The organism is Mesorhizobium sp. B283B1A, from assembly GCF_020165735.1.
Classification (GTDB): Bacteria; Pseudomonadota; Alphaproteobacteria; order Rhizobiales; family Rhizobiaceae; genus Mesorhizobium; species Mesorhizobium opportunistum.
Genome location: NZ_JAIUIQ010000020.1, coordinates 80,770 through 106,328, shown reverse-complemented (window position 1 = coordinate 106,328; position 25,559 = coordinate 80,770). Strand labels below are relative to the sequence as shown.

General features: G+C 63.8%; 19 protein-coding genes. 11 read left to right on the top strand and 8 right to left on the bottom strand.

What is annotated here, in order from left to right; genetic code table 11:
• Nucleotides 1-140: 140 nt before the first annotated feature.
• Complete coding sequence (locus tag LB577_RS18745; RefSeq protein WP_224687820.1) at nt 141-1,250, top strand: TRAP transporter substrate-binding protein; 1,110 nt, start codon at nt 141-143, stop codon at nt 1,248-1,250.
• Between the two features lie 77 nt (nt 1,251-1,327).
• Here the strand turns inward: LB577_RS18745 and LB577_RS18740 are convergent, their stop codons facing one another.
• The 4 genes from LB577_RS18740 to LB577_RS18725 all read right to left on the bottom strand — a co-directional run bounded on the left by LB577_RS18740 (nt 1,328) and on the right by LB577_RS18725 (nt 5,833).
• Nucleotides 1,328-2,356 carry a zinc-dependent alcohol dehydrogenase family protein gene (locus LB577_RS18740; protein ID WP_224687819.1) on the bottom strand — a complete coding sequence of 343 codons (1,029 nt, stop codon included), beginning with the start codon at nt 2,354-2,356 and terminating at the stop codon, nt 1,328-1,330.
• Between the two features lie 13 nt (nt 2,357-2,369).
• Nucleotides 2,370-4,157, bottom strand: coding sequence for a TRAP transporter large permease subunit (locus LB577_RS18735; protein ID WP_031249645.1), 1,788 nt, complete (start codon nt 4,155-4,157; stop codon nt 2,370-2,372).
• Nucleotides 4,157-4,741, bottom strand: a complete 585-nt coding sequence (locus LB577_RS18730; RefSeq protein ID WP_023775902.1) for a TRAP transporter small permease subunit — start codon at nt 4,739-4,741, stop codon at nt 4,157-4,159. Before LB577_RS18730 ends, LB577_RS18735 begins: the two co-directional genes overlap by 1 nt.
• 186 nt (nt 4,742-4,927) lie before the next feature.
• The gene (locus tag LB577_RS18725; RefSeq protein ID WP_224687818.1) at nt 4,928-5,833 is read right to left on the bottom strand and encodes a branched-chain amino acid ABC transporter permease; all 906 of its coding nucleotides are present in this window, start codon (nt 5,831-5,833) and stop codon (nt 4,928-4,930) included.
• 145 nt (nt 5,834-5,978) lie between these two features.
• On the opposite strand from LB577_RS18725, the gene LB577_RS18720 reads away from it, so the two are divergent.
• The 6 genes from LB577_RS18720 (at nt 5,979) to LB577_RS18695 (ending at nt 14,521) form a co-directional block, all read left to right on the top strand.
• Nucleotides 5,979-6,590: a CGNR zinc finger domain-containing protein gene (locus tag LB577_RS18720; RefSeq protein ID WP_224687817.1), complete on the top strand. Its 612-nt coding sequence runs from the start codon at nt 5,979-5,981 to the stop codon at nt 6,588-6,590.
• Nucleotides 6,583-7,122 carry a hypothetical protein gene (locus tag LB577_RS18715; RefSeq protein WP_224687816.1) on the top strand — a complete coding sequence of 180 codons (540 nt, stop codon included), beginning with the start codon at nt 6,583-6,585 and terminating at the stop codon, nt 7,120-7,122. Before LB577_RS18720 ends, LB577_RS18715 begins: the two co-directional genes overlap by 8 nt.
• A gap of 212 nt (nt 7,123-7,334) precedes the next feature.
• Nucleotides 7,335-10,817, top strand: coding sequence for an indolepyruvate ferredoxin oxidoreductase family protein (locus LB577_RS18710; protein WP_263496155.1), 3,483 nt, complete (start codon nt 7,335-7,337; stop codon nt 10,815-10,817).
• 143 nt (nt 10,818-10,960) lie between these two features.
• Entirely contained in the window at nt 10,961-13,273 is a 2,313-nt protein-coding gene (locus LB577_RS18705) for a putative bifunctional diguanylate cyclase/phosphodiesterase (RefSeq protein ID WP_224687814.1), read from the top strand.
• A 185-nt stretch (nt 13,274-13,458) separates the two neighbouring features.
• Nucleotides 13,459-14,199 carry an N-acyl amino acid synthase FeeM domain-containing protein gene (locus LB577_RS18700; RefSeq protein ID WP_411969295.1) on the top strand — a complete coding sequence of 247 codons (741 nt, stop codon included), beginning with the start codon at nt 13,459-13,461 and terminating at the stop codon, nt 14,197-14,199.
• Between the two features lie 172 nt (nt 14,200-14,371).
• A complete protein-coding gene (locus LB577_RS18695) occupies nt 14,372-14,521 on the top strand; it encodes a DUF3096 domain-containing protein (RefSeq protein WP_224687813.1) in 150 nt (49 codons plus the stop codon).
• 63 nt (nt 14,522-14,584) lie between these two features.
• Here LB577_RS18695 and LB577_RS18690 read toward each other — a convergent pair whose 3' ends face one another.
• The gene (locus tag LB577_RS18690; RefSeq protein WP_224687812.1) at nt 14,585-15,394 is read right to left on the bottom strand and encodes an alpha/beta fold hydrolase; all 810 of its coding nucleotides are present in this window, start codon (nt 15,392-15,394) and stop codon (nt 14,585-14,587) included.
• Nucleotides 15,395-15,615: 221 nt separating this feature from the next.
• Here LB577_RS18690 and LB577_RS18685 point away from each other — a divergent pair, with 221 nt between their 5' ends.
• From LB577_RS18685 to LB577_RS18670, 4 genes are all read left to right on the top strand, one after another.
• Nucleotides 15,616-15,840 (top strand): aa3-type cytochrome c oxidase subunit IV, encoded by a 225-nt coding sequence (locus LB577_RS18685; protein WP_013891558.1) that lies wholly within the window; start codon nt 15,616-15,618, stop codon nt 15,838-15,840.
• A gap of 84 nt (nt 15,841-15,924) precedes the next feature.
• Nucleotides 15,925-17,205, top strand: coding sequence for a Re/Si-specific NAD(P)(+) transhydrogenase subunit alpha (locus tag LB577_RS18680; RefSeq protein WP_224687811.1), 1,281 nt, complete (start codon nt 15,925-15,927; stop codon nt 17,203-17,205).
• Nucleotides 17,205-17,627, top strand: a complete 423-nt coding sequence (locus LB577_RS18675) for an NAD(P) transhydrogenase subunit alpha (RefSeq protein WP_032927363.1) — start codon at nt 17,205-17,207, stop codon at nt 17,625-17,627. The genes LB577_RS18680 and LB577_RS18675 overlap by 1 nt, the downstream gene beginning before the upstream one ends.
• 6 nt (nt 17,628-17,633) lie before the next feature.
• Nucleotides 17,634-19,031 carry an NAD(P)(+) transhydrogenase (Re/Si-specific) subunit beta gene (locus tag LB577_RS18670; RefSeq protein ID WP_013891555.1) on the top strand — a complete coding sequence of 466 codons (1,398 nt, stop codon included), beginning with the start codon at nt 17,634-17,636 and terminating at the stop codon, nt 19,029-19,031.
• An 84-nt stretch (nt 19,032-19,115) separates the two neighbouring features.
• Here the strand turns inward: LB577_RS18670 and LB577_RS18665 are convergent, their stop codons facing one another.
• The 3 genes from LB577_RS18665 to LB577_RS18655 all read right to left on the bottom strand — a co-directional run bounded on the left by LB577_RS18665 (nt 19,116) and on the right by LB577_RS18655 (nt 25,526).
• Nucleotides 19,116-20,042 (bottom strand): membrane protein, encoded by a 927-nt coding sequence (locus tag LB577_RS18665; RefSeq protein WP_023775891.1) that lies wholly within the window; start codon nt 20,040-20,042, stop codon nt 19,116-19,118.
• 236 nt (nt 20,043-20,278) lie between these two features.
• Nucleotides 20,279-22,750 carry a DNA topoisomerase (ATP-hydrolyzing) subunit B gene (gene gyrB / locus LB577_RS18660; RefSeq protein ID WP_224687810.1) on the bottom strand — a complete coding sequence of 824 codons (2,472 nt, stop codon included), beginning with the start codon at nt 22,748-22,750 and terminating at the stop codon, nt 20,279-20,281.
• A gap of 145 nt (nt 22,751-22,895) precedes the next feature.
• Nucleotides 22,896-25,526, bottom strand: coding sequence for a caspase family protein (locus LB577_RS18655; protein ID WP_224687809.1), 2,631 nt, complete (start codon nt 25,524-25,526; stop codon nt 22,896-22,898).
• Nucleotides 25,527-25,559 lie beyond the last annotated feature (33 nt).

Sequence of the window (25,559 nt, the reverse complement as noted above, 5' to 3'; positions counted from 1 at the left end):
TTGCAGGGCTGCACGGCTTGGTCACCAAATCCGGCCGCCGTGCTGGACTAGGCTTCTCGCCTGTGTATTGTTTCGGCCAACCGATGCGGGAGTTGAGGATTTCCCGAACTCGGTCTGTTGATCCAATAGGGAGGAACTTCATGGATCGTCGTTCATTCATCCGCAGGGCCGGCGTGACCGGCGTCGGCGCCGCCGCCGCGGCGGCCACGCTTGCGGCACCGGCAATAGCCCAGTCAAATCCCAAGGTGACATGGCGGCTTGCGTCGTCCTTCCCGAAGTCGCTCGACACCATCTATGGCGGCGCCGAGGTGTTCTCCAAGATGCTGTCGGAAGCCACCGACGGCAATTTCCAGATCCAGGTGTTTGCCGCCGGTGAACTCGTGCCCGGCCTGCAGGCCGCCGACGCCACCACGGCCGGCACCGTCGAAGCCTGCCACACGGTGGCATATTACTACTGGGGCAAGGATCCGACATGGGCGCTGGGTGCGGCCGTTCCCTTCTCGCTCAACGCGCGCGGCATGAACGCCTGGCACTACCATGGCGGCGGCATCGACCTGTTCAACGAGTTTCTCGCCACGCAAGGGTTGTTCGGCCTGCCCGGCGGCAACACCGGCGTGCAGATGGGCGGCTGGTTCCGCAAGGAGATCAACACGGTCGCCGACCTCTCCGGCCTCAAGATGCGCATCGGCGGCTTCGCCGGCAAGGTGGTGCAGAAGCTCGGCGTCGTGCCGCAGCAGATCGCCGGCGGCGACATCTATCCGGCGCTGGAAAAAGGCACCATCGACGCCGCCGAATGGGTCGGCCCCTATGACGACGAGAAGCTCGGCTTCTACAAGGTCGCGCCCTATTACTACTATCCCGGCTGGTGGGAGGGCGGACCGACCGTCCACCTGATGTTCAACAAGGCGAAATACGAAGAGCTTTCGCCGACCTACAAGTCGCTGTTGCGCACATGCGCCCAGGCCGCCGATGCGAACATGCTGCAGAAATACGACTATTTGAACCCTCCAGCGGTGAAACGGCTGGTGGCCGGGGGAGCGAAGCTGCGTCCGTTCAGCCAGGACATCATGGCCGCCTGTTTCGAGAAGGCCAACGAAGTCTACACCGAAATGGAAGCCTCCAACGCGCCGTTCAAGAAGATCTGGGATTCGATCAAGGGCTTCCGCAAGGAGCACTATCTCTGGGCGCAGGTGGCCGAATACAATTACGACACCTTCATGATGGTCCAGCAGCGCAACGGCAAACTGTAGCGCTGTCGAAGTCTGCGCCGCCCCTCATCCGCCCGGCAGGGCGCCAAGGGGCGGCGCCAACTCCGAAAGCTCGCCTGTCAGCCCAAACCGGGCACCACCAGCACCTTGACCTCGCCTGGAGCTGGTGGGTTGACAATCACGTCAGCCGCCTCTTCGAGCGGCACTTGCCTGGAGATCAGCCGGTCGATCTCGATCGCGCCCGACGCGATCAGCTCGGCGGCGCGGCGGTGCGTGTAGGGATTGAGAAACGAGCCCAGCACCTTGAGTTCCCGAAACAACAGGTCGAAGGGTTCGAATTCCACCTTCATGCCTTGCGGCGTCACGCCGACGACGACGACGGTGCCACCGGCCCTTGCCAGCCGCATCGACTGCTCGACGGTCTCGCGCACCCCGGCGCATTCGAACACCACGTCAACGCCGCCCGGCATCAGGCCCGCCGGCCCGGCGATGGCATCGATGACGTCGCCGGCGGTCGGGTCAACCATCGCTGTCGCGCCTAACTCCTCGGCGAGTGCGCGCCGCGAGGCCTGCCTGGTCGACAGGATGATGGTCGTGGCGCCGGCCAGCCGCGCCAGTTGCACGGTGAGCAGGCCAATCACGCCGCCGCCGAGCACGACCACCGAGCTGCCGGGCTTGATCTCGGCCAGGTCCACGCCATGCAGGCAGCAGCCGAGCGGCTCGCAGAACGCGCCATGCGTCGGCTTCAAACCGGCGGGCAGGATAAAAGCCTGTTTCTGCGGCAGCACGACATAGTCGGCAAACCCGCCGTCGCGGTGGATGCCGATGGCGTTGAGATTGCGGCAGAGATTGACCCGGCCGGCATGGCAATGCGGACACCGCCCGCAGGCGATATTGGGGTCGCCGGTGACGCGGTCGCCGATGGCAAAGCCGGAGACTTCGGCTCCAACAGCCTCGATGATGCCCGAGAATTCGTGGCCGGGCGTCACTGGCGGCCTGCAGGGAAATTCGCCGTGGAAAAGATGCCGGTCGGTGCCGCAGACGCCACAGGCTTCGACCCGCACCAGAAGATCGTCCGGTCCGGGAACGGGTTTGTCGACCTTGCGCAGCGAAATGCTGCCTACCGCTTCCAGCCGCACCGCTCTCATGGCGTGGTCCCCATCAGTTGAAGCTTGGTGGCTGCGAAAGGTCCGGCGTCGGCGTCGCCGGCTTAGCCGGCGGCGCATCGCCGAAACTCGGCGGTTGCGACAGGTCCGGCGTGCCGGGCGCGGCCGGTGCATTGCCGCCATTGGCAGGTGCGCTGCCGTCCTGCGGGGCGCCGAGCGGCGATAGAGAGGGCATTTCCGGTACCTTGTAGTCGATCGTGCCTGGATCGGTCGCCGTGCCTTTGTAGCGCATCACCATTTGCGGGAAGGAGATGGTCAGCCCGATCATGATCACCTGGATCAGGACGAACGGCACCGCGCCCCAATAGATCTGGCCTGTCGTCACCGGCGCGACCTGCTTGCCGGTGAGGCGGTCGAGATAGGGCACCCTCGCGGCGACCGAGCGCAGGTAGAACAGCGCGAAGCCGAAGGGCGGGTGCATGAAGCTGGTCTGCATGTTGACGCCGAGCAGCACGCCGAACCAGATCAGGTCGATGCCGAGCTTGTCGGCCGCCGGCGCCAGCAGCGGCACGATGATGAAGGCCAGCTCGAAGAAATCGAGGAAGAAGGCCAGGAAGAAGACGAGGATGTTGACGCCGATCAGGAAGCCGACTTCGCCGCCCGGCAGCGAAGTCAAAAGGTGCTCGACCCATATCTGGCCGTTGACGCCGTAGAAGGTCAGCGAGAACACGCGCGCGCCGATCAGGATGAACAGCACGAAGGACGATAGTCGCGTCGTCGAGGCGAGTGCTTGCTTGATCACATCCAGCGACAGCCGGCCCTTTGCCGCGGCCATCGCCAATGCGCCGACCGCGCCCATGGCGCCGCCTTCCGTCGGCGTGGCAATGCCGAGGAAGATGGTGCCCAGCACCAGGAAGATCAGCGCCAGCGGCGGGATCAGCACGATGACCACCTGCTGCGCCAGCCTGGACATCATGTGGATATTCAGCCGCCGGTCGGCAATCGCGACGATATAGATCACGATCACGCCGGCCGTGGCGCCCAGAATATCGGCATTGTCGCCATGCGCCGGCGCCAGATAGCGGTACGCCGCATAGGATATGGCCACCGCTGCCACCAGCGCCACCAGCAGCGACATCACGCCATGTCCAAGCGTGCGTGCTTCGAGTGGCAGCGCCGGCATCATCTTCGGCCGGAAGATCGACACGATGAGAATGTAAAGCGCGTAGAGTCCTGTCAGCACCAGGCCGGGGATCAGCGCGCCGGCATACATGTCGCCGACCGAGCGGCCGAGCTGGTCGGCGAGCACGATCAGCACCAACGACGGTGGGATGATCTGCGCGAGCGTGCCGGAGGCGGCGATGACGCCGGACGCCAGCCGGCGGTCATAGCCATAGCGCAGCATGATCGGCAGCGAGATCAGTCCCATGGCGATGACCGATGCCGCCACCACGCCGGTGGTCGCCGCCAGCAGAGCGCCGACGAAGATCACCGCGTAGGCGAGACCGCCGCGGATCGGTCCGAACAGCTGGCCGATCGTGTCGAGCAGGTCCTCGGCCATGCCCGATCGCTCGAGCACGATGCCCATGAAGGTGAAAAACGGGATCGCCAGCAGCGTGTCGTTCGACATCACCCGACTGCCGTAGAAATTGTCCGGAAGCGCATAGAGCAGCGGCCAGGCGAGGTTGATCGCACCGCCCGAATAGGGCGTCAGGAGCACGCCGATAAAAAAGAACATCAATCCGTTGGCGGCCAGCGAAAAGGCGACAGGATAGCCGATCAGCATGAACAGGATCAGCGAGGCGAACATGATCGGCGCCATGTTCTGGGCAATGAACTCCATCACGAGCGCACCTCGTCGGCGAGCGCCTTGGCTTCGAGCTCAGCCTGTTCGTGCACGGAAATGAAGGGGTTGGGATCGTCCATGTCGCCGCGTATGATGGCGATCTTCTTGATGATCTCGGAAATGCCCTGCAGCGCCAGCAGGAAAAAGCCGACCAGCAGGATGGCCTTGGCCGGCCAAACGATCAGGCCTCCGGAATTGTTGGACATTTCGCCGCTGTGAAACGACAGCCGCACGTAGGGCACGAAATAGAACACCATCAGCGTCACGAACGGCATCAGGAACAGGAGATGACCGAGAAGGTCGATCCAGTGCTGCACGCGGCGTGAGAACAGGCCGTAGACGATGTCGATGCGGATATGCTCGTTCTGCTTCAGCGTATAGGCGGCAGCCAGCATGAAGGCTGCGCCGAACAGATACCATTGCAGCTCCAGCCACGCATTCGACGAAATGTCGAAAACCTTGCGGATCACGGCGTTGACCGCGCTCACGAGGATCGCCAGCAGGATCAGCCAGGACACCGACTTGCCGATGAATTCGTTGAGGCGGTCGATCGCCCTGGAGAGAGCGAGAAGCCCTGCCATGCATTCCTCCCTTTTATCGGAGGCGTGCCGACTCCCCCTTTTTGTCGTCACGCCGCGTGGCCCAACGGTATGCCGCGCGTGGCCGGACGGGTCAACAAGGATGGAGGCAACAAAACAGCATCGATTAAAGCGGGGGCCAAAGACTGGCGGTCTGCCCGCGCGTCATGCAACCAAAGTCTGATCGGTTCAGACGACTTTGCTGGTGTCGCGGCCGGCGCCGATCAGCACCAGCATGGCCACCAGGAACAGATACATCCACGCATCGCGCCATTCGATCGGGAAATAGCCGGCCCAAAGCGATTCGGCCATGCCGAAGGCGGCTGCGCCCAGCGCTGCCCGTGGCGGCGAGAGATAGCCGCCGACCGCCGTCACGAACAGGATCTTCAACCCGTAGACGAGACCGGACCCGAAGCTGACATTGCCGTAGTAGAGGCTGGCCATGACGCCGGCCAGCGCCGCGCACAAGCCACCGTATAACACGGCGCGCCGGAACACAGCGCGCACGTCAACGCCGCACAGCGCGGCCGCGCCCGGGTCGTCGGAGACCGCGCGCCAGGACCGGCCGAAGCTCGAGCGAGCAAACACCCAGGTGGCGAGCAGAACCGCTGCCAGGACAGCCGCGCAGTCGAGCACCTGGATCAGCGTCAACGTCGCCATGAAGCCGGCGCCCTCGGCGAAAACGATAGGCTGGGCCAGCATTGGCGGCAGCCACAGATCATGCGTGTCGGCCGCGATGCGGCTCGCTTCCGATAGCACCAGCAGGATGCCGAGCGTCGTCACCACGATGGCATTGGGCGTGCGGTCGGCCAGCGGCTCGAAGACGCTGCGCGACAGGACATGGCTGATGAGCGCGGCATAGAGCAAGGCCGCGACGACGCCGAGCAGCACCGAAGCCAGCAGCGTCAGCCACAGCACCTGATAGCCAAAGGCGACGGTCAGGATCATTGCCTGGCCGCAGAAGGCGAACAGCGCGCCATAGGCAAGGTTGGTGCGGTGCAGGATGCCGTTGGTCAGTACGTAGCCGAAGGCAAGCAACGCATAGAGCGCACCCGAATGCAGCCCGTTCAGCACCTGCTGGAACAAATAGAGCATGCAAAACCTGCAAAGCATGTCGCCCAAAGCGCAGCGGTTTGGGCAGACGGAATGCTCAAGACAAAGGCGACGATAGCGTAACCACAGGAGGTTTGCATCGGCGAATCTAACTTGTCAAATGCGATTTATCGGTTAGATTTTGGGTATGACAGTTGCCTGGACCCCGCATCGCTTCACCGGCGGCCTGCTCGCGCTCGATACGGCGAACACCGTCGTGCTGCGCGGCGATCCGCAGCGCACCTTCGACCGCTTCGACGATCCCGCCGAAATCGCCCGCTTTGCCGAGGCAGCCAGCGGTTTTCGCGCCGACGAGCTTGGCGACAGGCGGCTTGCGGTTTCCTCTCCCTCAGCGATCGCGCCCGTCGTGCTGTCGATCCGCGAGGCGACCGACCGGCTGTTTCGCGGTGCGGTGTCGAAAGGGGTGCTCGAGACCGCGGATATGCCCGGGTTCCTGAGGGCCTGTGCCGAGGGTCTGGCTGGCAGCCGGACCGAGATCGGCGCACCGGGAAGGCCGTTCGGCGACCCCGTGACGCCGATCGCCTTCGAGGCGGCGCTGGCGGTTTCGGCGCTGTCGCTGCTTCGGGACGATACAGTCGCGAGATTGAGGATCTGTCCCAACTGCACCTGGCTGTTCGTCGACAGGAGCCGCAATTCCAGCCGCCTTTGGTGCGACATGGCGGTGTGCGGCAACCGGCAGAAGGCAAGCCGTCACTATCGCCGCCGCCGCATGGCGGCCCATGAGGTCAAGAATGCTTAGAAGGATTTCCCGTTCGGTCGTTGTCGGCGCCATGCTGATCGCCGCCGTTGCTATCGGCGCCTGCCGGGATACGGGCAAGGACGGCGAAGGCAAGCTGTTCGAGGTTTCGGGCAAGATATTCGTCTTCAACTACCGTCTCGCCCGGGCGACCTATGTCGTGACGCTGCGGCCCTTGCAGCCGATGGGTGAGGGCCAGGTGGCGGTTGCCAGTTTCCAGAATCCGGCCGGCGGTGCCCCTATCGTGGTCGAGCAGAAGGTCTGGCCGAAGCTCGGCAAGGTGAGCCTTGAGAGCCCGGCGCTGACCTGCATCGTCAAGAACAAGCCCTATGCCATCGCCATCAGCATCAAGGGCGCCGACGGTGCGGTCCTGCAGAAGATCGACACCACGCTGATGTCGACGGAAGACCAGTCGATCCTGCCCGACCGGCCGCTGGTCATCGACCAGCTCTATACGGCCAATCCCGACCTCGCAGGCCATCCCGACGGCAAGCTGCCGGGCGAGCCGAAGCCGGATTGTTCGAAAGCCGGCTGACACTTTCCGACCGGCATGGATTTGGCTGGAATTTTCGTGCGTCGTCGCACGATCGGCGCGCTGGTTCGTGCGCGATCCGGCACCTGCCGGACTGTTGTTGCGCGTCGCCTGGTCCCTTCGATTTTGTTTGACCTGCCTTGCAAGGGGAGAAAGGATGCGTCATCCGATCCCGACGTTGGCTGCTGCCCCACGCGGCCTTCGCAGAGGAAATCCTGATGACGCTGCACGATGTCGCGCTCGACGACAAGTTCGATCTCGGGAAGGAGCGCATCTTCCTGTCCGGCGCGCAGGCGGTCATTCGCATGCTTCTAATGCAGCGCGAGCGCGACCGTCGCGCCGGCTTGAACACGGCCGGTTTCGTCTCCGGCTATCGCGGTTCGCCGCTCGGCGGCCTCGACATGCAGCTGTGGAAGGCCAAGAAGCAGCTCGCGGGAGCCGACATCGTCTTCCAGCCCGGCCTCAACGAGGAGCTTGCCGCGACCGCCTGCTGGGGATCGCAGCAGACGGAATTGCTGGGCGAGGGCACCCATGACGGCGTGTTTTCCGTCTGGTACGGCAAGGGGCCTGGCGTCGATCGTTCGGGCGACGTGTTCCGCCACGCCAATCTCGCCGGCTCGTCGAAGCATGGCGGCGTGCTTGCGCTGATGGGCGACGACCATATGGCCGAATCCTCGACCAATGCGCATGCCACCGAATTCCTGTTCGTCGACACCATGGTGCCGATCCTCAACCCGGCCGGTGTCCAGGAGATCATCGATTACGGCCTCTACGGCTTTGCCATGTCGCGCTTTGCCGGCACCTGGGCGGCGATCAAATGCGTCAAGGACAATATCGAATCGACGGCCTCGGTCGATGCCTCGCTCGAGCGGCTGAGCATCGTCGTGCCGGAGTTCGACATGCCGCCCGGCGGCCTCAACATCCGCCACGAGATCGACATGCTGGGCCAGGAGGAGCGCCTGCATGAACACAAGCGCGCCGCGGCATCCGCCTTCATCCATGCCAACGGTTTGAACCGCATCGTCTATTCGGGCGGCCGCAGCCCGAAGATCGGCATCATCACCCTGGGCAAGAGCTATCTGGATGTGCGCCAGGCGCTGGAGGACATCGGCATCGACGAGGCGGCCGCCAACCGTATCGGCGTGCGGCTGTTCAAGGTCGGCTGCCCGTGGCCGCTCGACCTGCATCACATCGCCGACTTTGCCCGCGGCCTCGATACTATCGTCGTGGTCGAGGAAAAGCGCTCGCTGATCGAGGTGCAACTGCGCGAAAGCCTCTACGGAACCGCCTCGCAGCCGGTCATCGTCGGCAAGAAGGACGAGCGCGGCGACTGGCTGTTTCCCGCCAAGGGCGCGCTCGATCCCAACGAGATCGCGATTGCCCTCGGCGAGAGGATCGTGAAGACCATTGGTCCGTCGGAAGAGATTTCGGCGCGGGTGGGCAAGCTGCGCCAGTTCCAGGCGATGCTGGCGGACGCCACCGACATCGGCTCGCGCACGCCCTTCTTCTGTTCGGGTTGTCCGCACAATTCCTCGACCAAGGTGCCGGACGGCTCGATCGCCGCCGCCGGCATCGGCTGCCATTTCATGGCGCTGTGGATGGACCGCAACACGCTCGGCTTCACGGCCATGGGCGGCGAGGGCGCGCAATGGGTCGGCCAGGCGCCGTTCTCCAAGCGCGACCACATCTTCCAGAATCTCGGCGACGGCACCTACAACCATTCCGGCACGCTGGCGATCCGCTTCGCCCTGTCGAGCGAGGCCAACATCACCTACAAGATCCTCTACAACGACGCCGTCGCGATGACCGGCGGCCAGCCGCATGAGGGCGGCCTGACCGTCGACATGATCGCCAGGCAGGTGCGGGCGGAGGGCGTCGACCGCATCGCCATCGTCACCGACGAGCCCGACAAATATGCGGGCAAGGTCGAATTCCCGGCCGGCGCATCCATCCATCACCGCGACGACCTCGATCTCGTCCAGCGCGAGCTGCGCGACGTCAAGGGCGTGTCGATCCTGATCTACGACCAGACCTGCGCGGCCGAAAAGCGCCGGCGCCGCAAGCGCGGCACCTTTCCCGATCCCGACAAGCGCGTCTTCATCAACGAGCTGGTCTGCGAGGGCTGCGGAGACTGCGGCGTGCAGTCGAACTGCGTCTCGATCCAGCCGGTCGAAACCGAATTCGGCCGCAAGCGCAAGATCGACCAGTCGAGCTGCAACAAGGACTTCTCCTGCGTCAACGGCTTCTGCCCCTCCTTCGTCACCGTGCACGGTGCCAAGATCAGGAAGGCCGAAGGCCTGGCCGGCAAGGCCGATCCGCTCGACGGCGTGCCGACCCCTGCCGAATTCCCGCTGGGCTCCGAGGGCTGGGCGGCGATCATCGACGGCGTCGGCGGCACCGGCGTGGTCACCGTAGGTGCGGTGCTCGGCATGGCGGCCCATCTCGAGGACAAGGGCTGCGGCATGATCGACATGGCCGGCCTCGCCCAGAAGGGCGGTTCGGTGTTTACCCATGTGCGCATCGCCCGCACACCGGACGACATCCATGCCATCCGCGTTTCGGCGGGCAAGGCCGACCTGGTGCTTGGCTGCGACCTCGTCGTGTCGGGCGCCAAGAAGGTGCTGACGGCGGTGCGCGAGGGCCATACGATCTTTCTCGCCAACACCGCCGAGATCATGCCCGGCGAGTTTGCGCGCTCGGCCGATTTCTCGCTGCCCATCGAGCGCCTGAAGAAGGCGATCCGGAGCGCGGCCGGCGACGACAAGGCGCATTTCTTCGATGCCACCCGCACCGCCACCGCGCTGTTCGGCAATTCGCTCGGCGCCAACATGTTCATGCTCGGCTTCGCCTTCCAGCATGGCGGCCTGCCGCTGTCGGCCGAGGCGGTCGAAAGGGCGATCGAACTCAACGGCGAAGCCGTGGCGATGAACATCGCCGCCTTCCGCTGGGGCCGCCGCGCGGCACACGAGCCGGATTTCGTGCGGGGCCTCGTCGCGCAGCCGGGCAAGGCCGGGCAGGCCGCCCCGGTCGCGCAGACGCTGGACGAGATCATTGGCCGCCGTGTCGCCTTCCTGACCGCCTACCAGAACGCGGCCTACGGTAAGCGTTATGCCCACACGCTGGCCCGCCTGCGTGCTGCCGAAACGAAGGCCGTGCCGGGTTCGACCGCCGTGACCGAGGCCGCGGCCAGGAACCTGTTCAAGCTGATGGCGATCAAGGACGAGTACGAGGTGGCGCGGCTTTACACCGACGGTTCCTTCGCCGCCGAGCTTGGCAAGCAGTTCCAGAGCTACGAAAAGCTCGAATTCCATCTCGCGCCGCCGATCATGGGACGGCGCGGCAATGACGGCAAACCGAGGAAATCGAGCTTCGGCCCTTGGATGATGAAGGGGTTTCGCCTGCTTGCGGCGCTCAAGGGCCTGCGCGGCACCGCTTTCGACCTGTTCGGATACACCGGCGAGCGGCGCATGGAACGGCAGCTTTTGGCACGGTATGAGAGCGATCTCGAGCTTGTCTCGAAGTCGCTGGCGCCGGGCAAGGTCGAGGCAGCGACCGCCCTCATGTCGGTTCCGGCACTCATCCGTGGCTATGGCCATGTCCGGCAGGCCAGCGCCGAAAAGGCCGCTGGAGAGCGCCAAAGGCTCCTCGAACGGCTGTCAGCCGCCTCGAAGCGGCCGGAACTCCAGGCCGCCGAATGACGGATACGGCTTGTTTACCTGAACCGCATTTTCCCGACTTTCCCTTGCGTCAACTCCCTTGACCGCGAGCGGGCGGCCGCCCCTCTAAATGTTTCTTAAGGCGAATATGGCACTGCTTGGCTCCCAAGGGTTGGGATTCAGGCGTGAATCTGAGAAAAAAGAACGAGATCCCGGTCGACGTCTACATTCCGTTCGTGGAAACCCTGTTTCGCGACGGATTGACGCTTTCGATCGGATTCTTTGCCCAGACCCTGCTGGTGGTGCTCGTCTACTGGAAGACCAGGGACCCGGCTTACCTTGCGGTGACGTTTGGTTTCCTGACCGTCGCCTTCCTGCGCTTGCGCAACATCCGCAAGTACCGGCACGCACCGACGCCCAAGAGCTGGGAGGAGGCCCGCCGGCGCGAGAACGACTATATTTTGTACGGCTCCATGCATGGTTTCATGCTGGGAGCCTTCTGTTTCGTCGGCATCTATCTCGCCTATGACGGGTTTGCCGAGATCGCCGCGGTCTGCGTGACGCTGGCGTCAGCCACGTCCATCGCCGGCCGCAACTATGGTTCGCCCAGGATGGTGATGATCTTCATCATGACCATGACATGGCCGATCTCTCTCGGCTTTATCCTGCGCGGCGATCCCTACCATTTCATTCTTGGCCTGCTTTCGGCGCCCTTCCTGTTCGCCATCAAGCGCTTCGCCGATCTGGTCCGCGAGGTGCTTTTCGCGGCGCTGTCGGAGGAAAAGAAGGCAAACCGCCTCGCCCAGCGTTTCAACCGGGCGCTCAACACCATGTCGCACGGCCTTGTCATGCTTGGCCCGGACGGCCGGGTGGCGGTCGCCAATGCCGAGGCCGCGCATTTGATGTCGCTCAAATCGGCCGACGCGCTGCTCGGACGATCAATCCACGGTCTCTTGATGCGCGGCGTCGCCGGCGGCATGCTGGCGCCGAAGGACTGCCGCTACATCGAGGCCCAGCTGACGCGCGCGCTGCGCGAAGGCCGCGACCGCAAGGTTCTGGTTTCCCTCGCCAATGGCCAGCATTATGAATTCTCGGCCCGCGAAGGCAGCCAGGAACTGGGGGTCATCACCTTCGAGGACGTGACGGCGCGCGTCGAGGCGGAAGACAAGATCCGCTTCATGGCGCGCTACGACAATCTCACCGGCCTGCCCAATCGAGCCTATTTCCATGAACTGATCGGCGAGGCGATGGCTTCGGGCGATCGCGACCGTCTCTGCGGCCTCGCCGTGCTCGACCTCGACGACTTCAAGAGCGTCAACGATACGCTTGGGCATCCGATCGGCGACGGGTTGATCTATGCGGTCGCCGAACGTCTTGCCGCCGTCGCCGGGCAAGGCATCACCGTCAGCCGTTTCGGCGGCGACGAGTTCATGGTTTTCTTCGACCGCATCGAGGATGAGAGCCACCTGACCATCGAGATCGACGAGATCTTTGCCGCATTGCAGGGCGAAGTGGACGTCGCCGGTCACGGGCTGCGCATCCAGGCCAGCGGCGGCGCGGTGCTGTCGCGTGTCAGCGACAGCGATGTCGATGCCATGATCGTCAAGGCGGATCTGGCGCTCTACAAGGCCAAGGAACTCGGCAAGAACGGGTGGCGCCTGTTCGAGGCGGCGATGGACGCCGCCTTCCGCAATCGCCAGCTGATGAAAGCTGACCTGCGCAGCGCGGTGGAAAGCAAGGGCCTGCGGGTGGTCTACCAGCCGATCGTGGCGATGAGCACCATGCGCATCGCCAGTTGCGAGGCGCTGTGCCGCTGGGACCATCCCGATCTCGGCCCGGTCTCACCAGGCATCTTCATTCCGCTGGCAGAGGAAATGGGCATCATTTCGGAAATCAGCACCTTCGTGCTGCATGCGGCCTGCACCGAATGTGCCAAATGGCCTGACCAGACCAGCGTCTCGGTCAACCTCTCCGCCAAGGATTTCCGCAGCCGCGACGTCATCCAGAAGGTTCGCGATGCCTTGGCGAACTCCGGTCTCGCTGCCGGCCGGCTGGAGATCGAGGTCACCGAAACGGCGCTGCTCGACGATAAGTCGCTGACGCGCCAGTACATCGAGGAGCTGAAGCAGATTGGCGTGCGCATCGCGCTCGACGACTTCGGCACCGGCTATTCGAGCCTGAGCTATCTGCACAAGCTGCCGCTCGACAAGATCAAGATCGATCGTTCGTTCCTCATGGACGTCACCCAGAACTCCCGTTCGCTGGAGCTGCTCAAGGGCATCGTCAATCTTTCGCGGCCGCTGGGGCTTTCGGTAACGGTCGAAGGCGTCGAAACCTTCGAACAGCTCAAGATCCTGGCGCTCGAGGTCAAGCCGGATCTCGTGCAGGGCTTCCTGTTCGGCTCCGCGCTCAGCGCGTCGGGTATCGAGACCATGTCGACCACGGTCTGGCCCTTTGCCAAGGAAATCAAAAGCGCCAAGAGGGCATCCCGCGGCTAGTTTGCGGAGGGGTGCTTTTGATTTTAGTAAAAGTTTACCGATTGTTAACCTTAACGTTCGGTAAACAGTGCCCGGATCATTTTCATCTTTACATCCCGTGGTCTCGTCGTAGGGTTGAAACGCGGCGGCATTTACGGGGAAAGTCCATGGACGCGCATTTGACAGCGCTTCGCCAGGTGGCGGGCGTGAGCGAAGAAAATTCGCCCGACAACATGTCGAGCTTTGCCCGAAACATCTCAGCGATGTTGGAGCGCACTGAATATCGCCGCTGCGACAAGGGCGAAGACCTCGAAGACATCTACAGGTTGCGCTACAAATCGTATCGGTTGAGCGACATGGTCCCGGAGAATCCGGATCATATTATCCATGACGAGCTCGATGAAGCCGAGAACTGTTCGAAGTTCGGCATCTACATTGACGGCGACCTGGTCAGCACGCTGCGCATCCACCATGCCTGCCACGAGACGCCACAGTCGCCTTCCACCACGGTTTACGGTGATATCCTGCGGCCAATGCTTGCCACCGGCGCGCATTTTGCCGATCCGAGCCGCTTTGCCGCCGACCCGGATTGGTCGAGGGTTTATCCGCAGATCCCTTATCTCACGCTGCGCCTTGCCGGCATGGCCTGCTTCTATTTCGATGCGCCCTACTGCCTTTCCACCATCCGGCCTGAGCATGCGGGCTTCTATCGCCGCATCTATTGCTCGGAGCAGATCGGCGAATTGCGCGACTATCCGGGCCTGAACTACAAGGTCGTGCTCTACCGCGCCAACGTCAACGCAATCCGCGAGCGCTCCTTCTCCCGGTTCCCCTTCTTCCGCTCGACGCCGCTGGAGCAGCGCATGCTGTTCGAGACGCCTGGTGCGGGCGAACTGGCACCGCTGACCATCCTGCCGACGGCAAAGTATTTTCGCGAAGCCGCCTGAGGCCTCGCGACCAACGCCGCGCGCAATTTTCCCGACATCCGTGGAGCTTCCAGGCGGTTTCCGCGTTCTGGGTGACGGCGGGCGCGCCGGGAATGTGCGCCGGCGGCAGCGGCGTCGTTATCGCGCGGGCCAGACAGTCGTCGAACAGACAGGGGTCAAAAGGAGTTCCCATATGACCGTTTCAACGCTCGCGCTCACGCCGCTGATCTCCTTGATAGCCGGCGTGCTGATCCTCGTGATGCCACGATTGTTGAACTACATTGTCGCGATCTACCTGATCATCGCCGGCGTGCTTGGATTGTTCCCGCACCTCGCCGGCTGAAGCCGGCGCAATTTCAGGAAAGTGTAAGGCGCTTTCCCTTGGGAGTTGCGTCAGCATCAACTCTCAGCCGGCGAAGAAGCGTAGCGCTGCGGCGACGACGGCCTCCGGCCTGTCCTCCTGCATGAGATGGCCGGAACCGGGGACGAGGGTCAAGGCGCAATCCGGCAACATGGCCGCGAGCCTTTGGCCGCTTTGCGGCGATATCCAGCGGTCGTCCTCTCCCCACAGCAAAGCGACGGGGCAGCGGAGTTCGCCGTAGAGCGGTTCCACCTCGTCGGTGAAACGCTGATCCATCTGGGCGATCTGCCGATAGAAGGCTGGCTGGCCAACAGGCCCGGTCCAAGGCGCGATGTAGGGTTCCAGTTCGCTGTCCGACAGAGGCCTGGCCGCAGCGCCCGAAACATACGCCTTCAGGATCGCCACCTGTATGTAGTCAGGCATGCCGGAGAAGGCGGCCTCATGTCGCCGGACATGCTGAACGAAGGGCGAGCCCCATGGCCGCACCGCCACCGGGTCGATCAAAAGCAACCTGTCATAGTCACGGCCGTCGATCAGGTGCGCGCGTAGCGCCGTGGCGCCGCCGAAATCATGGGCGATGACCTTGGGTCGATCGAGCTTCCAAAAGGCCAGCATCGCCGCCAGCGCCTCGTTCTGGATGCCCAGCGAAACATCCTGGCCTTCCCGTTTGGTGGATCGCCCATATCCGGGAAGATCGTAGAAATACAGCGTGTGCTCGCGAGCCAGTTCCGGTGCGACGCGATGCCAGACATGCGAGGAGAACGGCGTGCCATGCACGAGCACGATCGGAGGGCCTGAGCCGGCGGTCCCCCACGCAATGGCAGTGCCGTTCCAGTCAAATGTCTGTGTGGTCATGGCGCTTCACCAGCCGGCTGTTCATCCGGCGACGATACTCCCCCGCGACAACGTCCAGAACCGCCAAATTCTCACAGCAGCTTCAACGGAGCTGACACATGATGCCGGCAGTTTCAATTTTCCCTTGAGGCAGTTGTCATCTGCGATGCGGCAATAGCGCCATTGCTCTTGGCCCGGCTTTTCGCTATGTGCCTCAAAGATGTCTTCGAAGGGGTATTCCTATGGCTGATCACACGCCGAGCGGTCCTGTAGAACTGGGCGCGAAGATGGACTACGCCGAGCATGACCGCACCTATGCGGGCTTTCTCATGCTGGCCAAATACGGATCGCTTTTCTGCGGCGCCATACTCCTGGCGATGGCTTTCGGCTTCTTCGCTGGCGGCTTCTTCTCGGCGACCATCCTGTTCATCCTGATCATGGCCGTTGGCGCCTTCATTCTGCGGTAGACTTTCCAAAACCCTCTTGCCTTGATCGCCGGACACCCCGGCCGACACTTTGCGCAGACAGGTTCCAGCCGAAAGGATCATGCGGTGGGACAGACGGTTTTCATCCCTCGTGAGCTTGACGCGAACGAGCCGCGTGTCGCGGCCTCGCCAGATACGGTGAAGCGGCTGGCCGGGCTTGGCTTCGATGTCGTCGTCGAGACCGGTGCCGGCACCAGGTCGCGCATTCCCGACGAAGAGTTCGCCAAGGCGGGAGCTGCCATCGGCAAGGCCGCGGATGTTGGCAAGGCCGATGTCGTGCTCAAGGTGCGCAGGCCATCGGAAGCCGAGCTGAAGGGTTACAAATCCGGCGCCGCCGTCATCGCCATCATGGACCCCTATGGCAACGATGCCGCCGTCGCGGCCCTGGCCAAGGCCGGTGTCACCGCCTTCTCGATGGAATTCATGCCGCGCATCACCCGCGCGCAATCAATGGACGTCCTGTCCAGCCAGGCCAACCTCGCCGGCTATCAGGCGGTGATCGACGGCGCCTCGGAATATGACCGCGCGCTGCCGATGATGATGACGGCGGCCGGCACTGTTCCTGCCGCCAAGGTGTTCATCATGGGCGTCGGCGTCGCCGGCCTGCAGGCGATCGCCACCGCGCGCCGCCTCGGTGCGGTCGTCACCGCCACCGACGTGCGCCCCGCCGCCAAGGAACAGGTCGCCTCGCTCGGTGCAAAATTCCTGGCCGTCGAGGACGACGAGTTCAAGGCCGCCGAGACGGCAGGCGGCTACGCCAAGGAAATGTCCAGGGAATACCAGGCCAAGCAGGCGGCGCTCACCGCCGAGCACATCGCCAAGCAGGACATCGTCATCACCACGGCACTGATCCCCGGCCGGCCGGCGCCCAAGCTGGTGTCGGCGGCCATGGTCGCGTCGATGAAGCCGGGCTCGGTGCTCGTCGACCTCGCGGTCGAGCGTGGCGGCAATGTCGAAGGCGCGGTTCCAGGTCAGGTGGTGAACACGGCCAATGGTGTAAAAATCGTCGGCCACCTCAACGTGCCCGGCCGCGTCGCCGCATCCGCCTCGCTGCTCTACGCCAGGAACCTGTTCGCTTTCCTCGAGACGCTGGTCGACAAGACGACGAAGACGCTCGCCATCAACCGCGATGACGATCTGGTCAAGGCAACGATGCTGACCGATGGCGGCAAGGTCGTTCATCCGGCCTTCGCCAAGGCCGATCAACGGCCGCCAAAGGGCCAATATGTCGAGCCGGCCGCGATCCCGGCCAAGACCATGGTCGCCGACGCTTCGCCTAAGAAAGCCGCGCCCAAGAAGGCAGCCGCACCCAAGTCGCCCTCGTCGAAGCCGAAAGGGATCGCGTGATGGACCAGACCCTGCAGAAAGCCCTCGACCAGCTCGACCAGGCAAGTGCCGCCGTCCGGCTTGCGGTGCAGAACCTGGCCAATGCTCCCGGCGCCGATGCGGCGGGTGATGCCGCGCATGCGCTGTCGGGCGGCGCCATCGACCCCTTCGTCTTCCGTTTCGCCATCTTCGTGCTGGCGATCTTCGTCGGCTATTACGTCGTCTGGTCGGTGACCCCCGCACTGCACACGCCGCTGATGGCCGTCACCAACGCCATCTCCTCGGTCATCGTCGTCGGCGCGCTGTTGGCCGTCGGCATCGCCGCCTCCGGTGTTGCCGCCGGCTTCGGCTTCGTTGCGCTGATGCTGGTTTCGGTCAACATCTTCGGCGGCTTCCTGGTCACCCAGCGCATGCTGGCCATGTACAAGAAGAAGGACAAGTAGAGCGCCATGAACGCCAACTTCGCGTCCTTCCTCTACCTCGTTTCCGGCGTCCTGTTCATCATGGCGCTGCGCGGCCTGTCGCATCCGACCACCAGCCGCCAGGGCAATCTCTACGGCATGATCGGGATGGGCATCGCGATCGCCACCACGCTGGCGCTGGCAACCCCATCCGCCCCGCGCTTCGGCCTGATCGTGCTTGGCCTCGCCATTGGCGGCGGTGTCGGCGCCGTCACCGCGCGCCGCATCGCCATGACCTCGATGCCGCAGCTGGTCGCCGCCTTTCACTCGCTGGTCGGCCTCGCCGCCGTCATGGTCGCTGCTGCGGCCATCTACGCGCCGGAAAGCTTCGGCATCGGCACCGCGGGCGACATCCATGCCCAGGCGCTGATCGAGATGAGCCTTGGCGTCGCCATCGGCGCCATCACCTTCACCGGCTCCGTCATCGCCTTCCTCAAGCTCGACGGTCGCATGTCGGGCAAGCCGATAATGATCGGCGGCCGCCATTTCATCAACGCGGCGCTCGGCGTGGCGCTGATCGTGCTGATCATCCTGCTCGTCACCACCGAGTCAAAACTGGTTTTCTGGCTGATCGTCGCCGCCTCGCTGGTGCTCGGCATCCTGTTGATCATCCCGATCGGCGGCGCCGACATGCCGGTGGTCGTCTCGATGCTGAATTCCTATTCGGGCTGGGCGGCGGCCGCACTCGGTTTCACGCTCGGCAATCTGGCGCTGATCATCACCGGCGCGCTGGTCGGCTCGTCCGGTGCGATCCTGTCCTACATCATGTGCAAAGGCATGAACCGCAGCTTCATCTCGGTCATCCTCGGCGGCTTCGGCGGTGAGACGACTGCTGCTGCCGACGATGGCATCGAACGCACCGTCAAGCAGGGTTCTGCCGACGATGCGGCCTATCTGATGATGAATGCACAGAAGGTCATCATCGTGCCGGGCTACGGCATGGCGGTCGCCCAGGCGCAGCACGCGCTGCGCGAAATGGCCGACAAGCTCAAGGCCAACGGCGTCGACGTCAAATACGCCATCCATCCGGTCGCGGGCCGCATGCCTGGCCACATGAACGTGCTGCTCGCTGAGGCCAACGTGCCCTATGACGAGGTGTTCGAACTCGAGGACATCAACTCCGAATTCGCGCAGGCCGACGTCGCCTATGTCATCGGCGCCAACGACGTCACCAACCCGTCCGCGCGGGATGACAAGAGCTCACCTATTTACGGCATGCCGATCCTCGACGTCGACAAGGCGCGCACCTGCCTGTTCGTCAAGCGCTCGCTCGGCTCGGGCTATGCCGGCATCGACAACACGCTGTTCTATAAGGACGGCACCATGATGCTGCTCGGCGACGCCAAGAAAATGACCGAGGAAATCGTCAAGGCCATGGATCACTGATCCGGCCGGCAGAAATCTCGACGTACAAACGCAAAGAGCCCAGTTTCAAAGCCGGGCTCTTCTCGTTTCCATGGACGATTGCGTTCAGGGGTTCGCGAGAAATACCGCTTCCTCGTCGTCGCGCTGCCTGCCGCCCAGCGCCGCGGCGGCACTGGCGATGAAGGCGCCGATGACGAGTGACAGGGCGCCGAGCAGGGCGAAAGTCGCGCTTGCTTTTCGGGCTGTGTCGGCCGCCTGCTGTGCCTTGACCTTGGCATCCTGCGCCTTGGCCAGGACAGCATCGACACGCGTTTTGGCGTCCGCCTCGGAGAGGCCGGTGCGCGCGGCCACCAGTTGCGACAGGTATGTCTTGTCCTCCGCGGATACTTCACCCGCGACGGCACCGGCGATCAGGATGCGCGAGGCCTGCCCCGCCGCGGCGGCCTGATCGCCGGGGTTGCCGGTCGCGAGCTTGGCCGGATCGGCCGGCCGGAACAGCGAATCCACCAGATAGGAGGTCGCATTGTCGGCCGATGCCGATGCGTTGCTGGCATTGGCGGAGGCGCCCGCCGACGCTCCCATGGCGGCGCCCGAAGCCACATTGGATGCTGCCTGCACGCCCGTTCCAATCGCCGCCGAAAGTGCCGAGCCAAGCACGCCGACGACGAGCAAGGTGGCCAATGCCCAAGCGAGGAAGCCGTGAGCGGTGTCACGGAAATAGACTTCGTCGGTGTGGATGCCGACCCATTTGGTGCGCAGCCGGCCCGCCAGATAGCCGCCGACACCCGACGACAACCACTGCACGACGACCAGCCAGATCGCAGTCGATACCGCGAAACTGGTCGCCGAGAGGCCAGAGCCCGACCAGGGTGAAACCATCGTTAGCCCAAGCCCGGAGCCGAGCAGCATGAGGATGAAGGTCAGCGTCGAGGCCGCGAAGGCACCGGCGATGATCGGTCCCCAGCTGACAGCCGTGGAGGATGATTCCGTTGCAGTCGATACGCCGACAGCCGATAGGGTGGAGGACTGCATGGAGGCCTCCTATCGCATGAAAAGCATGAGTAGAATGATGATCGGAATCGGAACTCCAAGCAGCCACAGTAGAATGCCGCGTCCCATGAAAGCCTCCTGTAAGAAATTGTGATCGACACTGTCACAATGTCTTTGAAGGCCTTCTGTTCCGGCAGCTCCTCAATGATTTTGATTGTGCAAGCCGACATTGGCGGGCCCTGGGGCACGCCAATGTCTCAAAAAAGCTTGCCGAGACCTCAAATATCGAGATTGGCGACCGACAGCGCATTGTCCTGGATGAACTCGCGCCGCGGCTCGACCTCGTCGCCCATCAGCCGCGAGAACAGCGAGTCCGCGTCGGTGGCGTCATTGACCTTGACCTGCAGCAGCGAGCGCACATTCGGGTCGAGCGTGGTTTCCCAGAGCTGCTCGGCATTCATCTCGCCGAGACCCTTGTAGCGCTGCATGGTCAGCCCCTTGCGGCCGGTCGCAAAGACGGCGTTGAGCAGCGCCAGCGGCCCCGACACGGTTTCGGACACATCCTTGCGGCGCAGCACCGGCGGCGTCCCATAGACCTCGCTGAGGCGCTGTGCGTAGCGGTCGAGCTGGCGGGCGTCGGCCGAATTGATCAGTGCCATGTCGAGATGGGCGTATTCCTTGACGCTGCGCACGGTGCGCTCGAACACATAGCCGCCGATCCCTTCGTTCGACGTCGACATCCGCCCCGTCCAGCCGCGCTCGGTATCCTCGGCTATGATGTCGAGACGTTGTGCGACCCGCTCCGCCATTGCGTTGGCACGACCGAGGTCGGCAAAGACGTCGGGGTTCAGCCCGCCGGCGATCGCGGCCTGTTCCACCACGCCCCTGTTGTAGCGCGTGTGCAAGCCGTTGATGAGCTGGCGCACGGCCAGCGCATCGTCGATGGCGCTGCGCAGGTCCTGCCCGGCCCGAACCTCGCCGGAGCCCAGCGCAAGCGAGGCTTCCTCGATCCCGGAGCCGATCAGGAATTCCTCGAAGGCGCTCTCGTTCTTGATGTATTGCGAGCTCTTGCCGCGCGTCACCTTATAGAGCGGCGGCTGGGCTATGTAGAGGTGGCCGCGCTCGATCAGTTCCGGCATCTGCCGGAAGAAGAAGGTCAACAGCAAGGTCCTGATATGGGCACCGTCGACGTCGGCGTCGGTCATCAGGATGATCTTGTGGTAGCGCAATTTGTCGGCATTGAACTCGTCCTTGCCGATCGAGGTGCCGAGCGCGGTGATCAGCGTGCCGATCATGTCGGAGCCGAGCATGCGGTCGAAGCGTGCCCGCTCGACATTGAGGATCTTGCCGCGCAAGGGAAGGATCGCCTGATTCTGCCGCGAACGACCGCCCTTGGCCGAGCCGCCGGCGGAATCACCCTCGACGATGAAGATTTCGGATTTCGCCGGGTCGCGTTCCTGGCAGTCGGCCAGCTTGCCGGGCAGGGACGTGACGCCGAGCGAGCTCTTGCGGGTGATGTCGCGCGCCTTGCGCGCGGCTTCGCGCGCCGCCGCGGCCTGGATCACCTTGTCGATGACCACCTTGCCCTCGGTCGGGTGCTCTTCCAGCCAGGTGCCGAGCGCCTCGTTGACCAGCCCCTCGACCACCGGACGGACTTCCGACGAGACCAGCTTGTCCTTGGTCTGCGAGGAGAATTTCGGGTCGGGAACCTTGACCGACAGCACCGCCGTCAGGCCTTCGCGGCAATCGTCGCCGATCAGCGAGACCTTTTCCTTCTTGGTCAGGCCGGAGGAGTCGCCGTAGCCGGTGATCTGGCGCGTCAGCGCGCCACGGAAGCCGGCCAGGTGGGTGCCGCCATCGCGCTGCGGGATGTTGTTGGTGAAGGCCAGCACGTTCTCGTGGTAGCTGTCGTTCCACCACATCGCCACTTCGACGGTAATGCCGTCGCGCTCGGCCTTGATGGCGATCGGTTTGTCGATCAGCGGTTTCTTGACCCGGTCGAGATATTTGACGAACTCTTCGAGGCCGCCATCGTAATGCAGCTCATGCCGCAACACGTCGGCATGGCGGGCATCGGTCAAGACGATCCGCACGCCAGAATTGAGGAAGGCGAGTTCGCGCAGCCGGTGTTCCAGCGTGCCGAAGTCGAATTCGACCATGGTGAAAGTCTCGGCCGACGGAAAAAAGGTGATTTCCGAGCCGCTGCGCCCCTCATAGGTGCCCGGCTGCTTGTCCTGTTCATAAGTGCCGGTCACCTTCAGCGGCGCGTCCGCATTGCCATGCGTGAAGCTCATCTCGAAGATCTGGCCATTGCGGCGGATTTTGAGTTTCAGCCACGCCGAAAGGGCGTTCACCACCGAGACGCCCACACCATGCAGGCCGCCCGACACCTTGTAGGAATTCTGGTCGAACTTGCCGCCCGCATGCAGCTGCGTCATGATCACTTCGGCCGCCGAAATGCCTTCGCCGGTGTGGATATCCGTCGGAATGCCGCGGCCATTGTCGATAACCGTCACCGAACCATCGGGGTTGAGCGTCACCGTGACCAGGTCGGCGTGACCGGCCAGGGCCTCGTCGATGGCGTTGTCGACCACCTCATAGACCATGTGATGCAGGCCCGAACCGTCGTCGGTGTCGCCGATATACATGCCGGGGCGTTTGCGGACGGCGTCCAACCCCTTCAAAACCTTGATGGAATCGGCGCCGTATTCGGCTTCAGCGCCGTTGGTGTTCTCGATCTGGTCGCTCATGAAAACCTGTTGTCTAGATGCCGCTTGTGCCGCGCGAAAAATCGGCCCCGAATCGCGCCTCTGCTATGCACAAGATATAGGCGCTAAAGGCGGTTTTTCCAAGGTTTGCAGGCATTTCCGGCCCAAATGCCGAGCCGGCAGCCAGCTATTTTTTTCGGGCGCCGAATTTAGCGACAAGGCCGCGCAGATATTTGATCGTGGGTTTGTCCCTGGGCGCCAGCCGGCCCGTGCGGTCGAGCTCCAGCGTCAGGTTCAGGGCCTTGGTCAGCACCGCCTTCGGATCCTTGGCCACATACGCGTAGTTGATGTAGGCCTGCACCAGGTCAAATTGCCAGATCGCATTGTTCGGGTCGGACCGGGCCAATTGCTGGCGAATGCCAAGGCTGGCTTCGAAGGTTTTCTTGGAGGCCTCGAAGTGGCGCTGCTTGGTCTCCAGCATACCGATTTCCGACAGGGTGATCGACAGATCGCGTTGCCAGTCGGAATTGCCTGGGTCGAGCTTCGCCAGCCGGTTGGCAATGGCGAGGCTGTCCTGGTAGTTTTGCAGTGCGCCGCTGGTATTGCCCTGGGCGTCGAGCACGCCGGCAACCTTCTCCAGGCAGACCGACAGGTCGCGCTGCCATTCGGTGTTGGCGGGGTCATCAGCGGCAAGGTCACGCGCCACGGCCAGTGCTTGCCGGTAGGAAGCCAGTGCCGCCGGCCAGTTCTCCTGGTCGTTGAGCGCGTTGCCGATCTTGGCGTAACTGATCGACAGGTCGCGCTTCAAGTCGGTATCGTTGGGGTCGCGGCGCACCAGGTCTTCGGCGATTGCCTGGCTCCTGCTGTAGGCCACGAGCGCACCGGCGGCGTCGCCGCGTTGGCGCAGCACGTCACCGATCCGCTCCTGGCTGACGGCGACAGCGCGCTGGCGCTCTGGGTCATCGGGTTTGTTCCCGGCCAGCACCAGCCGAATTCTCAGGCTCTCTTCAAAAGCCGTCTGGGCATCGTCCAACTGGCCGGCTGTGCGGGCAAGGTCGCCGATCTCGTCATAGCCTATGGTCAGGTCGCGCAGCCGATAGCCGCTGTCCGGCTCGGCATCGGCCAATTTCTGCTTGATCGACAGGCTCTCTCGATAGGCTTGGGCCGCCGCTCCCACATCGCCTTGCGTCGCCAGCACGTTGCCGATCTTGTCATTGGCCATGGCAAGATCACCGAGCCAGTCCTTCTTATCCGGCATGCTTGCGGTCAGCGCCTGCAGCATGCCCCTGGCCGCCTCATAATTTTCCAGCGAGGTCGGCAGGTCGCCTTGCGCCATTTTTATGTTGGCGAGCTTGATGTGGCTGATGGCGAGATCCCGCTTGACGCTGGGATCGGCTTCCTGACGCGACCGCTGCTCGAGATCACCCAACAGGGCGGTGAAGGCGCGGCCGGCCGCCTCGACATTGCCGACCGTCGTATAGAGCTGACCGAGTTCCTCCAGCGTGCGGCTCTGACGGTCGGCCTGTTCCAGGTTGAGAGCGGTCTGCCCAGCTTCGCCATACAGCGAGAGCACCGTTTCATAGCCCTTGATGGCCGCCGCATAGCTGAGGTCGGCGCGCGCCGCACCCGCCGACAGGAACAGTGTTGCGGCCTGCGACAGCGTGCGGTCGACGAAATTGGCCTTCAGCGCCTTGCGCGACATCTCGTCGACAGCGACCGCTTCGGCGAGCTTCGCCTGGGCCGCGTCGAAGGCGCCTAGGGCCAGTTGCTCCTCGGCCTGGCGGCGCAGTTCGGTCACCCGCGGATCGTCGGCAGCCAGCGTCTTCATCTCGGCGCGCACTTTGACGAAGGCATCGGCCGCCTCGCGCAGCCGGGCATTCAGGCTGTCCGCCGACAGGTGGCTGGTGTCGGCGCCGATCAGCGCGCCATAGAGCGGCGCCAGCGGCATGTCGGCATCGCTGGCGATCTGCTCGACCTGGCCGCGCATTTCCGGCGTCACGTCGGCCATGGCCAGCAGCAGGCGTTCGCGCTCCGGCAACTGTTCCCTGGCGGTGGCGGCGAAGAACAGCTTCGGCAGGCCGCTCTCGACATAGGGCAGCTGCTTGCCGCGCGATAGGTCGTAGACTTCTTGCTGCACCAGCGTCAGGACGGAGCGGATTTCGAGCCCGTCGGTGCCGAGATATTTGGTCAGCGCCGTGGTGAAGGGCGAGTTCTGGCCGGTTCCGTCGGCGGCCGTCTCGCCGGGCGCGGCCGAAAAAGCAAACAGGATGTTTTCCGCCCGGCCAACGCGCCCGAGGCCCGGCTTGACCTTGTCCGCGACATCCTTTGCCAGGGCGGTGGCGCCGCGTCCTTCGCCACTGCTCCCCGAGAACGGATCGCTGCGGCAGGCATCGAGCACGATCAGCCCGACCTTGGCCGTGGCGGCGACCGCGTCGCGCACCTCTTCCAGCGGCAGGCTGGTCTTGTCCAGCGCGTCGAGCGAGGACGCGTCGGCATCGACCGGCAGCAGCCGGTTGTCGCCTGAAATTTCGACGCCATGGCCGGAGAAATAGACCAGCGCCACGTCGGCACCCTTGGCGTTTTCGCGAAAATCGTCGAGTGCGCGCCGCATGCGCCGCAGATCCCGGTTGGTTTCGAGCACCACCTCGAAACCGAGCTTCTTCAGCGCCGCTTCCATCGCCTCGCCGTCATGGACGGGATTGGCGAGCGGCCGGACCAGCCGGTAGTCGTCGTCGGCCATGACCAGCGCCACGCGCCGCTCGGCCACCGCCGTGGCGGTGGTCGCGAGCATCAGCAGCAAGGCAAACAGCAAACGCAAGTGGAACCGCCCCCCGGCTCGGTCGTTTGCCGA

Coding starts and splice junctions, on each gene's coding strand:
- LB577_RS18735 (WP_031249645.1), bottom strand. CDS start 4,157: ATGGAGTTCATTGCCCAGAACATGGCGCCGATCATGTTCGCCTCGCTG.
- LB577_RS18745 (WP_224687820.1), top strand. CDS start 141: ATGGATCGTCGTTCATTCATCCGCAGGGCCGGCGTGACCGGCGTCGGC.
- LB577_RS18685 (WP_013891558.1), top strand. CDS start 15,616: ATGGCTGATCACACGCCGAGCGGTCCTGTAGAACTGGGCGCGAAGATG.
- LB577_RS18665 (WP_023775891.1), bottom strand. CDS start 20,042: ATGCAGTCCTCCACCCTATCGGCTGTCGGCGTATCGACTGCAACGGAA.
- LB577_RS18730 (WP_023775902.1), bottom strand. CDS start 4,741: ATGGCAGGGCTTCTCGCTCTCTCCAGGGCGATCGACCGCCTCAACGAA.
- LB577_RS18725 (WP_224687818.1), bottom strand. CDS start 5,833: ATGCTCTATTTGTTCCAGCAGGTGCTGAACGGGCTGCATTCGGGTGCG.
- LB577_RS18695 (WP_224687813.1), top strand. CDS start 14,372: ATGACCGTTTCAACGCTCGCGCTCACGCCGCTGATCTCCTTGATAGCC.
- LB577_RS18690 (WP_224687812.1), bottom strand. CDS start 15,394: ATGACCACACAGACATTTGACTGGAACGGCACTGCCATTGCGTGGGGG.
- LB577_RS18715 (WP_224687816.1), top strand. CDS start 6,583: ATGCTTAGAAGGATTTCCCGTTCGGTCGTTGTCGGCGCCATGCTGATC.
- LB577_RS18740 (WP_224687819.1), bottom strand. CDS start 2,356: ATGAGAGCGGTGCGGCTGGAAGCGGTAGGCAGCATTTCGCTGCGCAAG.
- gyrB (WP_224687810.1), bottom strand. CDS start 22,750: ATGAGCGACCAGATCGAGAACACCAACGGCGCTGAAGCCGAATACGGC.
- LB577_RS18675 (WP_032927363.1), top strand. CDS start 17,205: ATGGACCAGACCCTGCAGAAAGCCCTCGACCAGCTCGACCAGGCAAGT.
- LB577_RS18670 (WP_013891555.1), top strand. CDS start 17,634: ATGAACGCCAACTTCGCGTCCTTCCTCTACCTCGTTTCCGGCGTCCTG.
- LB577_RS18720 (WP_224687817.1), top strand. CDS start 5,979: ATGACAGTTGCCTGGACCCCGCATCGCTTCACCGGCGGCCTGCTCGCG.